At 66.3% G+C, this 14,089-nt stretch carries 10 protein-coding genes; 7 read left to right on the plus strand and 3 right to left on the minus strand.

All coding sequences use genetic code 11. The annotated features are described in order from the left end of the window. Positions 1 to 67: 67 nt before the first annotated feature. Positions 68 to 2,323, plus strand: a complete 2,256-nt coding sequence (locus ACUWEX_RS07660) for a RelA/SpoT family protein (protein WP_445995855.1) — start codon at positions 68 to 70, stop codon at positions 2,321 to 2,323. A 200-nt stretch (positions 2,324 to 2,523) separates the two neighbouring features. On the opposite strand, the gene ACUWEX_RS07665 is transcribed toward ACUWEX_RS07660, so the two are convergent. The 3 genes from ACUWEX_RS07665 to ACUWEX_RS07675 all read right to left on the minus strand — a co-directional run bounded on the left by ACUWEX_RS07665 (position 2,524) and on the right by ACUWEX_RS07675 (position 5,891). After that, positions 2,524 to 3,537 carry a hypothetical protein gene (locus tag ACUWEX_RS07665; RefSeq protein ID WP_445995856.1) on the minus strand — a complete coding sequence of 338 codons (1,014 nt, stop codon included), beginning with the start codon at positions 3,535 to 3,537 and terminating at the stop codon, positions 2,524 to 2,526. A 205-nt stretch (positions 3,538 to 3,742) separates the two neighbouring features. Continuing rightward, positions 3,743 to 5,002 carry a DUF349 domain-containing protein gene (locus tag ACUWEX_RS07670; protein ID WP_079727553.1) on the minus strand — a complete coding sequence of 420 codons (1,260 nt, stop codon included), beginning with the start codon at positions 5,000 to 5,002 and terminating at the stop codon, positions 3,743 to 3,745. Between the two features lie 82 nt (positions 5,003 to 5,084). Beyond that, the gene (locus tag ACUWEX_RS07675; protein WP_445995857.1) at positions 5,085 to 5,891 is read right to left on the minus strand and encodes a peptidylprolyl isomerase; all 807 of its coding nucleotides are present in this window, start codon (positions 5,889 to 5,891) and stop codon (positions 5,085 to 5,087) included. Positions 5,892 to 6,131: 240 nt separating this feature from the next. On the opposite strand from ACUWEX_RS07675, the gene ACUWEX_RS07680 reads away from it, so the two are divergent. From ACUWEX_RS07680 to mltG, 6 genes are all read left to right on the plus strand, one after another. After that, positions 6,132 to 7,601 (plus strand): replication-associated recombination protein A, encoded by a 1,470-nt coding sequence (locus ACUWEX_RS07680; protein ID WP_445997624.1) that lies wholly within the window; start codon positions 6,132 to 6,134, stop codon positions 7,599 to 7,601. Positions 7,602 to 7,858: 257 nt separating this feature from the next. Continuing rightward, the gene (gene rpsD, locus ACUWEX_RS07685) at positions 7,859 to 8,488 is read left to right on the plus strand and encodes a 30S ribosomal protein S4 (protein ID WP_077053235.1); all 630 of its coding nucleotides are present in this window, start codon (positions 7,859 to 7,861) and stop codon (positions 8,486 to 8,488) included. Between the two features lie 237 nt (positions 8,489 to 8,725). Then, positions 8,726 to 8,959 (plus strand): hypothetical protein, encoded by a 234-nt coding sequence (locus ACUWEX_RS07690; protein ID WP_077053234.1) that lies wholly within the window; start codon positions 8,726 to 8,728, stop codon positions 8,957 to 8,959. A gap of 75 nt (positions 8,960 to 9,034) precedes the next feature. Continuing rightward, positions 9,035 to 11,692 (plus strand): alanine--tRNA ligase, encoded by a 2,658-nt coding sequence (gene alaS / locus ACUWEX_RS07695; protein WP_079727556.1) that lies wholly within the window; start codon positions 9,035 to 9,037, stop codon positions 11,690 to 11,692. Between the two features lie 3 nt (positions 11,693 to 11,695). Continuing rightward, positions 11,696 to 12,187 (plus strand): Holliday junction resolvase RuvX, encoded by a 492-nt coding sequence (ruvX, locus tag ACUWEX_RS07700; protein WP_445995858.1) that lies wholly within the window; start codon positions 11,696 to 11,698, stop codon positions 12,185 to 12,187. After that, positions 12,180 to 14,072 carry an endolytic transglycosylase MltG gene (gene mltG / locus ACUWEX_RS07705; RefSeq protein ID WP_445995859.1) on the plus strand — a complete coding sequence of 631 codons (1,893 nt, stop codon included), beginning with the start codon at positions 12,180 to 12,182 and terminating at the stop codon, positions 14,070 to 14,072. Before ruvX ends, mltG begins: the two co-directional genes overlap by 8 nt. Positions 14,073 to 14,089: the final 17 nt, after the last annotated feature.

The following is a 14,089-nucleotide window of genomic DNA, read 5'->3' on the forward strand; positions in this document are numbered from 1 at the left end:
GCTGGTCTTCGGGCGGTCGATCTCGCGGGATAATGGAGTGTTGTCTCATTCCGTGGGAGGAGCGAATATGTCCGAGGCCGTACAGTCCTCCACCGCGTCGTTGCGCCGACTCGTGCCGCGCATCTTCTCCAAAGCACAACCCGCGGGCGCCGTCGATCGGCTCGTGCGCACCACCCGCTTGCACCACCCCAAGGCCGATCTCTCGATCCTCGAGCGCGCCTACGCCGTCGCCGATCGTGCCCACAGCGGTCAGAAACGCCAGAGCGGCGAGCCCTACATCACGCACCCACTGGCGGTCGCGCAGATCCTCGCCGACCTCGGCATCGGTCCGAAGACCCTCGCCGCCGCGCTGCTGCACGACACCGTCGAAGACACCGACTACGGCCTCGACGAGTTGCAGGCCGAGTTCGGCGACGAAGTGGCCATGCTGGTCGACGGCGTCACCAAGCTCGACAAGGTGAAATACGGCGAGAGCGCGCAGGCCGAGACCGTGCGCAAGATGATCGTCGCCATGTCGAAAGACATCCGCGTTCTCATCATCAAGCTCGCCGACCGGCTGCACAACGCTCGCACCTGGGGTTTCGTGCCGCCGGAGAAGGCGAGCAAGAAGGCCACCGAGACGCTCGAGATCTATGCGCCGCTCGCGCACCGCCTCGGCATCCAGACCATCAAGTGGGAACTCGAAGACCTCTCCTTCGCCGTGCTCTATCCCAAGATCTATGCCGAGATCGAGAGCCTCGTGCGGCAGCGCACGCCCCAGCGCGAAGAATTCGTGCAGCACGTCATCGACGCGGTCAACGACGACCTCAAGTCGCAGAAGATCCGGGGCAAGGTCGTCGGCCGCCCGAAGCAGTACTACTCGATCTACCAGAAGATGGTCGTGCGGGGTCGCGAGTTCGACGACATCTACGACCTGGTCGGCATTCGAGTTCTCGTCAACTCGGTGCGCGACTGTTACGCCGTGCTGGGTGCCATCCACGCGCGGTGGACGCCCATCCCAGGTCGTTTCAAGGACTACATCGCGACGCCGAAGTTCAACCTGTACCAGTCGCTGCACACCACGGTAATCGGCCCGGGCGGCAAATCCGTCGAGATCCAGATCCGCACGCACGAAATGCACCAGCACGCCGAGTACGGCGTCGCGGCGCACTGGAAGTACAAAGAGCGTGTCAACGGAAAGACGCCGTCCGTGACGTCGAAGTCGAACGACACCGACATGGCTTGGCTCGCCCACATCTCCGACTGGCAGGCCGAGACAGCCGATCCGGGGGAGTTCCTCGACTCGCTGCGGTTCGAGATCGGCGCCAAAGAGGTGTACGTCTTCACGCCGAAGGGCCGGGTCATCGGCCTGCCCGCCGGTGCGACCCCCGTGGACTTCGCGTATGCCGTGCACACCGAGGTCGGCCACCGCACGATGGGCTCGAAGGTCAACGGACGACTCGTGCCGCTCGAGACCGAGCTGAACAGCGGCGACGTGGTCGAGGTCTTCACCTCGAAGAACCCCGACTCCGGCCCGAGCCAAGACTGGCTGAACTTCGTGCGCAGCACTCGCGCGCGCAACAAGATCCGCCAGTGGTTCACCAAGGAGCGACGCGACGAGGCGATCGAGCAGGGCAAGGATGCGATCGCCCGCGCCATGCGCAAGCAGAACCTCCCGCTGCAGAAGCTCATGAATCAGGATTCGTTCGCCGAGGTAGCGGCGCAGATGCGTTACGAAGACGTGTCCGCGCTCTACGCCGCGGTGGGCGAGGGGCACATCTCCACGCAGTCCGTGCTCGAGAAGGTCGCGGCCCTGCTGCATGGCGACGCCGAGAGCGAGAACACCGAAATCGACTTCCCGGTGCGCGGTCGCACGCGGCCGGTGCCGCACAGCGATTCCGGCGTGCTCGTGCGCGGAGCCCCCGACATCCTTGTGAAGTTGGCGAAGTGTTGCACGCCCGTGCCGGGTGACGACATCGTCGGCTTCGTGACGCGAGGTTCGGGCGTGTCCGTGCACCAGGCCGATTGCCATAACGTGGCGTCGCTGCTCAACGAGCCCGAGCGCATGATCGAGGTCGAGTGGGCGCCGTCGTCGAAGAGCGTGTTCCTCGTGCAGATTCAGGTCGAGGCGCTCGACCGGGCGGGCCTGTTGAGTGACGTGACGCGGGTGTTAAGCGAGTATCACGTGAACATCCTCTCGGCCACGGTGTCGACGAACAGTGACCGACTCGCCCTGAGCCGTTTCGTCTTCGAGATGGGCGATACGACCCACCTCGATCGCGTGCTGAATGCGGTGCGCCGCATCGAGGCCGTCTACGACGTTTACCGGGTGAGCGCGGGTTAGACCTTCGGTGGGGGTTAGACCCTTTGTGCGGATTAGCCTCTGTGCGGGTGTGACCCTCTGTGCGGGTTAGACCCTCTGTGCGGGTTAGACCCTCTGTGCGGGTTAGACCCTCTGTGCGGGTGTGACCCTCTGTGCGGGTGTGACCCTCTGTGCGGGTTAGACCCCCTGTGTGGGTGTGACCCTTAGTGCCGGTGTGACCCTCAGTGCGGGTGTGCCAGGCTTATTTCGGGACCGCTAGGCGGCACCCACCGCGCGGCCCCCTGCCTTCGTGGATCGGCAAGAGGGGCCAGGCGTTTGTGCTCGGTCAGGCGAGGCTCCTCGTCGTCGTCGTGCACACGCTGGCCGGAGAGCGATCGAGATCTGTCCAGCTCGAGAGCTGACGGCGCGGAGGTCCAATAGAGGTGGTCGGCGGTCGGCCGTTCTCGTTCTCGTTCGCGTTCGCGTTCCTGTTCACGGTGCCGCTCGCGTTCGGCCGCCCCGAGATCGTCGGTAGCGAGATTGCGAGTGATGCGCGCGATGAGTTCGAAAGCGTCATGTGCCCGTGTTCCCCGTCGCGGTCGCGACGCCGCGAGGTAGGCCTGCACAGTGTCGACGCCGGCCAGACGCACGATCGTGACGAGCGCGGCCGAGCGGATGCTTGTTCCCCGGGTCGCTGACGGGCACCCCGTCGGGGCCACCCCCGTGCCGGCATCGACGCTCGCTGCACCCTCCGGACGCTCATCAACCCTCGCATCGATCAGCGCCTTCGCGAGGGCAAACGCCGTGGCCAGTTCTGTCAGCACCGGCCACCCTCCCCGCAGGCACACGTCGGTGTCACGGATGTGCGCCTGCGCCACCTGCCAGTCAGCGGCGAGCGGCGGAACGGGCACGCGCGCTGGAGCCCGGGCCAGCACCTCGTGCACCCGGGGAGGGTTGAGGATGGCGCCGTGCACCCACGCCGCGCTGAGTCCGCTCGCCACGAAAGCCGCACCCGCGCCCGACGCCGCCGCGATCCGCTGCGAAACCGAGTGCGGTGCTGTCGAGCCGCGGCGACACGAGAGGTCGAACACGAACGAGCGGAACAGGGCATCCGCTCGCAAGCCCGGACGGTCGGGCTCGTCGACGGCATGGAACGTGCGGTCGAGTGGCCACACGTCGCCGTCGAGCACGAGCGCGCTGAGCTCGGGCCGGGGGAGGATGTCCGGTCCGAGAGTTGCGGGCAGTGCACGAGGCATGGTCCCAGTGTGATGGACCACGACCATCCCGGACTCGCCGTCGCCGCTTCTGTGGAGAACGCGACCGTCACCGGGTCGTGGAGAAGAAAGATGGGCCGTCACAAGACGGAACCCGCCTCCGGCAGTGATGCCGGACGCGGGTTCCGTTGTCGAGCTCAGATTTCTCCGACTAGCCCAGATCTCCCGACTAGCCCAGATCTCCCGGTTAGCCCAGGGCGTTCAGCCAGACCTTGCGCGCTTCGAGCGCTTCGGTGGCTTCGGCGACCTTGGCGGAGTCACCCGACGCCTTGGCCGTTTCGAGTTCGGCCTCGAGCTTCTCGATCGCGGCGTTCAACTGGCCGGCGAGGCCCTCCGAACGTGCCTTGCGCTCGGGGTTGTTCTTCTCCCAGAATTCTTCGTCCAGCCCACGCACATGCTGTTCGACCTTGCGCAAACGCTCTTCGACGGGCTTGACCTGGTCGCGCGGAACGCGACCGATCTCGTCCCAGCGACGCTGGATTGCCGTCAGTGCCTGGCGAGCCTTGTCACGGTCCTTGATCTCGAGGATGGGCTCGGCTTCGGTCAGCAGCGCCAACTTCGCGTCGAGGTTCTCCTGGTATTCCGCGTTGTCGCGAGCGTCTACTTCGGACTTGGCGCCGTAGATCGCGTCACCGGCGGCTTTGAAGCGAGCCCACAGTGCGTCGTCGTGACGCTTGCCGGCACGGCCCGCGAGCTTCCACTCGTCGAGCAGACCCCGGTAGGCGTGCACGCCATCGGCGCCCTGGGGCACGAGGGCTTCTGCGCGCTCGATGAGCTTCTGCTTCTTGGTCTTGGCGTCGCGGTGCACATTGTCGAGTTCGGCGAAGAACGCGCGCCGGTTGGCCTCGATCGTGGATCGTGCGGTGCGGAACCGCTTCCAGAGATCGTTAGCGTCGCTCTTCGGCAGCTTGGGCCCGTCTTGCTGGTGCGCCTGCCAGCGAGCGAACAGTTCGGTGATCTGCTCGGTCGCCTGCTTCCACTGCGTCTTGGCCGGGTCGCCGGCGGCGAGAGTCTCGGCTTCCACGACGATCGATTCGCGGTAGGTGAGGGCCTCGGCCACCGCCGCCTTCGCCTCTTCGGTCTGCTGCTCGGTGAGCGCCTCGACCGTCGTGTCGAGAGCTGCGACACGCGTGCGCAGGGCTGCGATGTCGCCCACCGCGTTGGGCTCGGTGAGAGCCTCGGTCAGACGAGACGCAGCCTTCTGCACGTCAGCGGCAGGAGCGCCGCGTTTGACGCGCTGCTCGAGCAACGTGACCTGGCCGGCCAGGTCGGTGAATTTGCGCTCGAAATAGGCCAACGCCTCTTCGGGGGTTCCGTCGGGATATTGCCCCACGGTGCGCCACTCGTCGCCCTCGCGGACGAATACGGTGCCGGTCTCATCGACGCGGCCCCACGGTTGCTGTTCGGTAGTTGACACGTGCCTCACCTTGCTGCGGGTGTCGCGCATGGCGCGCGACCGGAAACTGGTCCCAGCCTATTACGTCGGCAGTCCAGGCGAACGCCGATCTTGCAGGGATTGACTCGGGACGTTATTGAACGGTGATCGAGTCGATGGTGGTGGGCACTGCGGGAGCGCCGTCGCCCGAGCCATCCACCGTGCCTTTGCTCGTGATGTCGGAGTTGAGCGTGTCGAGCCCGGAGGTGACCTGTCCGAGCACGGTGTAGCCACCGGCAGCGTCGGCCGGCAGCGTGGTGTCCTCGTAGACGATGAAGAACTGGCTGCCGTTGCTGTAACCGTTGTCGCCCAGACGTGCCATGGCGATCGTGCCAGCGGGGTAGACGTTGTCGGCCGGGGCGTTCTCGACGGGACCGAACGACCAGCCGGGGCCGCCCGAGCCAGTCCCTTCGGGATCTCCGCACTGCAGAACGGCCGCGCCGCCCGTGGTGAGACGGTGACAGGTCAGGCCGTTGTAGAAGGTGTTCTGCACGAGCGTGACGAAGGAGGCGACGGCCTGGGGAGCGGCGGCACCGTCGAGGTCGATTCCGAGCGGGATGCCGTTGATGGTCATGGTGCCGGTCCAGGTGCGGCTCTCCGACAGGTCGGCAGAGGGGACGTCGCCCGTGTTCTCCGTGGTGGACGGTGTCGCACCGGGGGTCGGTGTCGGCGTGGCGCTGGCCGTCGGCGTGGCGGCGGGTGTGCCGGGGCCGCCCGAGAAGTAGAAGATCTGCGCGCCGGTGACGGCCGCGATGGCGACCACGAAGGCGATGGCGGCGATCCAGTTGTCGCGGCGCCGGCGAGCGATCTTGTGCCGGTGCACGGTCTGCCGAGCTTCGTACCCGCGCAGGCGTTCGCGCGACTCACGGCTCAGTCGATCGGTGCTTCTGTTGGGGGCCACGTGTACTCCTCGGCGGTGCTGCAGGGGCGGGGTTGCATCGGCGTGCGGGTGGCAACGTCCGGTGTCGCCAGGAGAACTCTATTGTTCGAAGCTTTGGGCGGACAAACGACGAACCGAGCGGATGCTGCGGCCCCTCGGCATCCGCGGTGTCAGTGGTTGCGGCTAGCCTGAACGAGCGGCTGTTTCCGGCCGCGTAGGAGACGACCGGCATAAGAAAGGCACACGTTGGCGGGCAGCGGCATGTTCTCGGGCGCAGTACCCCTCGCGGTGCGCATGCGTCCGAAGAGCCTCGATGAGGTCGCGGGGCAGCGGCATCTGCTGAAGCCCGGTTCGCCCCTCGTCAGTCTGGCGACGGATGCCTCGGGCGCCAAGGGTTCTGCCTCGGTCATCCTGTGGGGGCCTCCCGGCACGGGCAAGACCACGATCGCGCAATCCATCGCGCACAGCTCTGGACGGCGTTTCGTCGAGCTGTCGGCCGTGACCGCGGGCGTGAAAGACGTGCGCCAGGTCATGGAAGAGGCCATGACCAGTCGCGATCTCTATGGGCTGTCCACCGTCTTATTCCTCGACGAGATCCACCGTTTCACCAAGGCGCAGCAGGACGCGTTGCTGCCGGGGGTCGAGAACGGCTGGGTCATCCTCGTCGCGGCAACGACCGAGAACCCGTCGTTCTCCGTCATCTCGCCCCTGCTCTCGCGCTCCCTCCTCTTGACACTCGAGCAATTGAGCGACGACGATCTGCGCACCGTGGTGCAGCGTGCCGTCGACGACCCTCGCGGTTTAGGCGGTCGTTTCGAGGTCACCGACGAAGCGATGGACACGATCATCCGCCTCGCTTCGGGTGACGCCCGCCGCGCGCTCACTGCTCTCGAGGCGGCCTCGGTGAGCGCCGACTCGCTGGCCAACGTCGTGCCCGATCTGGTCGAAGCCGCACAGAACGCTCCGACGGGAAGCGACGACGGCGAGAACGACGAGAGCGCAGACGGCGACGACGACGAGGACGAGAGCGAAGAGGGCGACGAAGACGCATCGGGTGCGCGTGACGCGACGGCCTCGGACGGCCCAGCCCGGCCTCGCATCACGGCCGATATCGTCTCCTCGGCCGTCGACCGGGCCCTCCTGCGCTACGACCGCAACGGCGACGAGCACTACGACGTCATCAGCGCGTTCATCAAGTCGATCCGGGGTTCCGACGTTGACGCGGCGTTGCACTACCTGGCGCGCATGATCGAGGCGGGGGAGGATCCGCGCTTCATTGCGCGCCGCATCATCATCTCGGCCTCCGAAGACATCGGCATGGCCGATCCCAATGCTCTCGGTGTCGCCGTGGCGGCCGCCGATGCCGTTCAATTCATCGGCATGCCGGAGGGTCGCATCCCTCTCGCCCAGGCCGTCGTCTATCTCGCCACAGCGGCCAAGTCCAACGCGTCCTATCTTGCGATCGACAAGGCCATTGCGGATGTCCGAGCGGGAGCGTTCGGGCGCGTGCCCAAGCCCATGCGAGATGCCCATTACGCCGGTGCCAAACGCCTCGGCCATGGCAAGGGATACCGCTACCCCCACGACACGGATCTGGGCGTCGCGGAGCAGCAGTACCTGCCCGACGAGCTGCGCAACGTCCGTTATTACACGCCGACCAACCACGGCAATGAGCGAGACGTGTCGTCACGTCTGGCGAAGCTCATGCGCATCGTGCGCGGCGAGAAGTAACGGCGACGAAACGCGGCGCACCGACATCCGGGCTGATGGCCTTTCGTCGTGCTACGATCTATGAGGCCAAAGATCCGGTTGAGCGTGCGGCTGCGCGACACCAGCGATCGATGGGAAACGTTCTGTAGCCGAACGTCCCGGCCAACCCCTCTGATTTTGCATCGCTTCTCAGCGATTGCTCGCATGTGCCCTGGCGCCCGCGAGTGAGAGCCGAGCGGCGCTGACATCCACTCTTCAGAATTCCACGAAAGGAAACCGTGTCTACCAAGTCACGTACCCGTAGCAAGACCCGCCTGTCGCGGTCGCTCGGCATCGCCCTCACCCCGAAGGCAGCGAAGTACCTCGAGAAGCGCCCCTACGCTCCCGGTGAGCACGGCCGCACCAAGCGCAAGGCCGACAGCGACTACGCCGTTCGTCTGCGTGAGAAGCAGCGTCTGCGCGCCCAGTACGGCATTCGCGAGAAGCAGCTCAAGATCGCGTTCCAGGAAGCTCGTCGCGCCGACGGCCTGACCGGTGAGAACCTGGTCGAGCTGCTCGAGATGCGTCTCGACGCTGTCATCCTGCGTGCCGGCTTTGCCCGCTCCACCTCGCAGGCCCGCCAGCTCGTCGTGCACCGTCACATCCTCGTCGACGGCCAGCTCGTCGACCGCCCGTCCTTCCGCGTGAAGCCGGGTCAGCTCGTGCACGTCAAGGAGCGCAGCGAAGGCCTCGAGCCCTTCCAGGTCGCAGCCGCCGGCGGTCACGCCGAGGTTCTGCCCAAGGTTCCGGGCTACCTCGAGGTCGAGCTCGACAAGCTCCAGGCGCGACTCGTTCGCCGCCCGAAGCGTGCCGAAGTTCCCGTCACGTGTGAAGTTCAGCTCGTCGTCGAGTACTACGCCGCGCGCTAGTAAGACACAGAGTTCAGCCCGAAGGGGGTCACGGTTCAGCCGTGGCCCCCTTCAGCGTTCCCGGCTTCGGTGTTCCTGGCTTCGGCGTTGCTGGTCTCGTCGGTCGGATGTACGGATCGTTCTCCACAGCGCGAAAACGAGCGATTTCTCCCGGGTCCCTGTGCCAACGGGATGCGCGCGAGGCATCCGGCTAGGATTGTCAGGCTGTCCCTGATCGTCGACTCTGAGGAGAACCGCATGAAGAACGTCTTCTGGCTGATCGTGGGCGTTGGTGCCGGTTTCGTGGTCGCCCACGAGATCAACAAGAGCCAGCGTGGTCGCGACTTCTTCGAAGACGTGGACTCCCGCATCCGCGAGTTCACCGAGACGATCGGTGACGCCTACAAAGAACGCGAAGCCGAGCTCAAAGAACGCATCGACACGATCGTCGACGAGGCGCAAGAGACGCTCGACGAGCTCCGCAAGAACTAAGCGTCATCCGCGGTGCCGGCCGATCATCCCCGTCGGTCCGTGGCACGCCCCCATCCGCACCACCTGAACGGAATCATGAAAACAGCAGACATTCGTCAGCGCTGGCTCGACTTCTTCGGCGAGCGTTCGCACACAGTCGTCCCCTCGGCCTCCCTCGTCAGCGACGACCCCACCCTCCTGTTCACGGTGGCCGGCATGGTGCCTTTCGTGCCCTATCTCACCGGGTTGGTGCCCGCGCCTTACCCGCGCGCCACGAGCGTGCAGAAGTGCATCCGCACAAGCGACATCGAAGAGGTCGGCAAGACTCCGCGCCACGGCACGTTCTTCCAGATGAACGGCAACTTCTCCTTCGGCGACTACTTCAAAGAGGGCGCCATCGGCTACGCGTGGGAGCTTCTCACGTCGTCCGAGTCCGACGGCGGCTACGGCTTCGACCCGAAGGACCTGTGGGTCACGGTCTACAAAGACGACGACGAGGCGATCTCGCTGTGGAAGAAAATCGCCGGTCTGCCCGACGAGCGCATTCAGCGCCTGGGCGCCGACACGAACTACTGGTCCACCGGACAAGCCGGCCCCGCCGGCCCCTGCTCCGAGATCTTCTTCGACCGCGGCCCCGCCTACGGCCGCGACGGCGGCCCTGCAACGGATGACGACCGCTACGTCGAGATCTGGAACCTCGTGTTCATGCAGTACCTCGTCGACAACGTGCAGAGCAAGACGGACTTCCGCATCGTCAGCGAGCTTCCCAAGAAGAACATCGACACGGGCATGGGGCTCGAGCGCGTCGCCTTCCTGAAGCAGGGCGTCGAGAACATGTACGAGATCGACCAGGTCCGCCCGGTGCTCGATCGCGCCGCCGAGCTGAGCGGCCGTCGCTACGGTGCCGACCACGGCGACGACATCCGCATGCGTGTCATCGCCGACCACGTGCGCTCGTCGCTCATGCTGATGAGCGATGGCGTCACGCCGTCCAACGAGGGGCGCGGGTACATCCTGCGTCGTCTGATGCGCCGCACCGTACGCGCCATGCGCCTCCTGGGCGTCGACACGGCGACCTTCCCCGAGCTGTTCGACGCTTCGCGTCAGGCCATGATGGCGGCCTACCCCGAGGTCGACACCGACTTCTCGCGCATCTCGCAGGTTGCTTACGGGGAGGAAGAGACGTTCCTCCGCACGCTGGCGAGCGGCACGACCATCCTCGACCTGGCTGTTGACAAGACCAAGCAGACGGGCGCGCAGACCCTGCCCGGCAACACGGCGTTCCTGTTGCACGACACCTACGGTTTCCCCATCGACCTCACGCTCGAGATCGCTCAGGAAGCCGGGCTCACCGTCGACCGCACGGCGTTCGACAGCCTCATGAGCGAGCAGCGTCAGCGCGCGAAGGCCGACGCCAAGTCGAAGAAGACGGCTCTGGCCGACCTCTCGGTCTATGGGGCGTTCCGAGCCCACGGCGAGACCACGTTCACGGGTTACACCGAGCTGCAGACCGAGTCGCGCGTGCTCGGGCTCATCGTCGATGGCGAGTCCGTGCAGAAGGCCCAGGCCGGCGACATCGCCGAGGTCATCCTCGCCGAGACGTCGCTCTACGCCGAGTCGGGTGGACAGGACGCCGACCAGGGGCTCATCGTGGGCGCCGGATTCGAACTCGAGGTTCTCGACGTGCAGAAGCCCATCAAGGGGCTCATCAGCCACAAGGTGCAGGTCACCTTCGGCGAGGTCGGTGTCGACGATGTCGCCACGAGCGTCGTCGATCCCAACTACCGCCGCGGTGCCCGACAGGCGCACTCCGGCACGCACCTCATTCACGCTGCCCTGCGACAGGTCCTCGGCCCCAACGCCCACCAGTCCGGTTCCTACAACAAGGCCGGATATCTCCGTCTCGACTTCTCCTGGAACCAGGCACTGTCGCCCGAGACGCGCAGCGAGATCGAAGAGATCTCGAACAACGCCGTGCGCGACAACCTCGAGGTCGTCACGCGCGAGCTGCCCATCGATGAGGCCAAATCCCTCGGGGCCATGGCCCTCTTCGGCGAGAAATACGGTGACGTCGTGCGCGTCGTCGACATCGGTGGCCCCTGGTCGCGAGAACTCTGTGCGGGCACCCACGTCGAGCGCAGCTCCGAGATCGGCCTTATCAGCCTCGTCAGCGAATCGTCGGTCGGTTCCACCAACCGCCGCGTCGAGTCGCTCGTCGGTCTGGAAGCGTTCCGCGACCTCGCCGCCGAACGCGCTCTCGTCAGTGAGCTCACCTCATCGCTCAAGACGCCGCGCGAACAGCTGCCCGAGAAGATCGCCGAGCTCGTCGCCAACCTGAAGCAGGCCGAGAAGAAGATCCAGGCCTTCGAGTCACAAGCGCTCAGTCAGCGCGTGCCGCAGCTCGTCGAGTCAGCGGCTCGCATCGGGCAGACCCTCGTCGTGGCTCAGAACGCCGGCGCGGTCGGTTCGCAAGACGACCTGCGCCAGCTCGCCACCAGCGTGCGCGAGCGTCTCGGCAGCGATGCGGCGATTGCGGCGATCGCAGGCGATGTCAACGGGCGCCCCGTGGTCATCGTGGCCACCAACCAGGCCGCGCGCGATGCGGGCATCAAGGCCGGGGCTCTGGCCAAGACGGCGGCTCAAGTTCTCGGCGGCGGTGGCGGCGGAAAAGACGACCTCGCGCAGGGTGGCGGATCGGATGTGTCTGCGATCGACGCTGCGCTGACCGCCATCACCGACCAGGTGGCCCGCTAAAAGATGGCCGAGGTTCGTCAGGGCATCCGCATCGGCGTCGACGTGGGCAAAGTGCGTATCGGGGTCGCCCAGAGCGACCGGTTCGCGATGCTCGCGACGCCCGTCGAGACGGTGGCCCGGGCGAGCGACGGTGGCACCGACATCCAGCGCATCATGGCTATTGCCGACGAGGCGGATGCCTTAGAGCTCGTCGTGGGTTTGCCCCTGTCCCTGGCGGGCACCCACACGGCGTCGACGGCCGATGCGCTCGAGTTCGCCGCCCGGCTGGCCGCGGCCAGCACCCGGCCAGTCCGTCTGGTCGACGAGCGGCTCTCCACGGTGTCGGCGCATTCGGCTATGCGGGTTTCAGGAAAGAGCCAGAAGTCGAGCCGTAAGATTATCGATCAAGTCGCAGCGGTCATCATTTTGCAACACGCCCTCGACGCTGAGCGCGGAGGTGGCACGCCGCCCGGCGTGATCGTCGCCCCGAACGAAGGACCCCCCATTCGTGGCTGAGAAACCCGACTCTCGAGACCCGTTCCATCACATCTTCGGTCATTCCGACAGCGCTTCCCCCTCGGGCGCACCGGGATCGAAGCGCGAGCTGTCGCGGCGCGAACGCCGCGAGGCGGCCGAGCGCGCCGAGGCCGAACGCGAGGCATCGTCGGGCACCCGCGCGGCCGAAGAGGCTGCTCAGCACGCTCGTGAGGACGAGGAGCGGGCCGCCGCGGCCGCAGAGATCCGCGCACGATCCGAGCGCGAGAACGAAGCCGTCCGGGCGCGCGTAAACGAGAAACAGTCGGCATCAGCGCGCGCGGGCGAGGGATCGCAGCGCCAAAGCGCCGACGAAGGCGTGCACCGTGAAGATCGATCCCGTCGTGCCCAGGCCGACGAGCGTCGCGCACGCGCCGAAGCCGAGGCCGAAGCCGCTGCTGCCGAGCAGGCGGCGCCCGTTTCAGCGCGAGTGGCCGCGACGCACGGTTCGCTGCCGAACGTGACGCCGACCGACCACGAGAGCCCACATCGGCCCGATGCTGATACCGGGACCGGCCGTGGAGATCGGACCGCACACCGGAACGACCCGTCGGTTTCGGCCGCCGCCACGACATCGGCCGCCAAGACCGCCTCTGAACCCGAGGCCGGCGATTCATCCGACATCACCAAGCGCCACGATCCCTCCGACGCAGAATGGTTGCGCGTCATCACCGGGGCCGTCGATACCACCCCGGGCGACGAGCCCGCCGCCGGCGGGCCAGGGGCAGCCACATCCTCGCGCTCGGACCGCCGCCGCTCGACGCATCTCGAATACGATCAGCACGAGAAGAAGAGCCGCAAAGGCCTCATCGCCGGCATCGTCATCGTGGTTGTGCTCGCTCTCATCGTGGGCGGAGGCGTCTACGCCTGGAACGCCATCGTGCCCGGTATCACCTCGATCTTCGCCACGAACGAACCCGACGACTACGAGGGCTCCGGCAGCGGCGAAGTGCTCGTCACCATCATCTCGGGGGACAACGGCTCAGATATCGCGAAGACCCTCAAAGACGAGGGCGTCATCGCATCCCAGGACGCGTTCTATCAACTGCTCCTGGCCCAGGCCGACCCGCCCGTGTTCCAGCCCGGCACCTATGCCCTGGCCAAGAAGATGAGCGCCCGATCGGCTCTCGACGCCCTACAAGATCCGGCCTCGAAACAGGCGAACGGCTTCGTGATCCCCGAAGGCACGGCCATGAAAGATGCCTTCGATCTCATCTCGTCGGGCACCGGCGTCTCGGTCGACGACCTCAACGCCGCAGCGGCCGACACCGCCTCGTTCGGGCTTCCCGCCGAGGCGAAGACGCTCGAGGGATTCCTGTTCCCCGCAACCTACGAGTTCGAACCGAATACATCAGCGCACGACATCCTCAAGCGGTTGGTCGATCGCATGTATCAGGCTCTCGACAAGGCGGGCGTAGCGCCCGAGAACCGCTGGAACACGGTCGTGCTCGCCGCCCTGGTGCAGCGCGAGGCCGGTCTGCGCGATGACTACCCCAAGGTCGCGCGTGTGTTCCTCAACCGGTCCGACCCGGCGCTCTGGCCCAGCGGCCTGCTGCAGTCCGACGCGACGGTGGCCTACGGCACGGGTAACACGCACCTTGTGACCACCACCGACGCCGAACGGGCCGACGCCAACAACCCGTATAACACCTACGTGCACCCCGGCATGGTCGTCGGGCCGATCTCGAACCCCGGAGATATCGCCATCGATGCGGCCGTGCACCCGGCCGACGGCTCCTGGCTCTACTTCGTGACCTGGAACCTCGAGACCGGTGAGACCGTGTTCTCCAACACGCTCGACGAACACGAGGCCGGCGTGCGCAAGTGGCAGCAGTGGATGAAGGACAACCCCGACTATGGCGGGTAACGAGGCCGATAGGCCGG

Source organism: Okibacterium fritillariae (assembly GCF_052783725.1).

Bases quoted from the DNA above. Each gene is read 5' to 3' on its own strand.
- ACUWEX_RS07665 (WP_445995856.1), bottom strand. From the start codon at position 3,537: ATGCCTCGTGCACTGCCCGCAACTCTCGGACCGGACATCCTCCCCCGG.
- ACUWEX_RS07690 (WP_077053234.1), top strand. From the start codon at position 8,726: ATGAAGAACGTCTTCTGGCTGATCGTGGGCGTTGGTGCCGGTTTCGTG.
- ACUWEX_RS07680 (WP_445997624.1), top strand. From the start codon at position 6,132: ATGTTCTCGGGCGCAGTACCCCTCGCGGTGCGCATGCGTCCGAAGAGC.
- ACUWEX_RS07670 (WP_079727553.1), bottom strand. From the start codon at position 5,002: ATGCGCGACACCCGCAGCAAGGTGAGGCACGTGTCAACTACCGAACAG.
- ruvX (WP_445995858.1), top strand. From the start codon at position 11,696: ATGGCCGAGGTTCGTCAGGGCATCCGCATCGGCGTCGACGTGGGCAAA.
- ACUWEX_RS07660 (WP_445995855.1), top strand. From the start codon at position 68: ATGTCCGAGGCCGTACAGTCCTCCACCGCGTCGTTGCGCCGACTCGTG.
- alaS (WP_079727556.1), top strand. From the start codon at position 9,035: ATGAAAACAGCAGACATTCGTCAGCGCTGGCTCGACTTCTTCGGCGAG.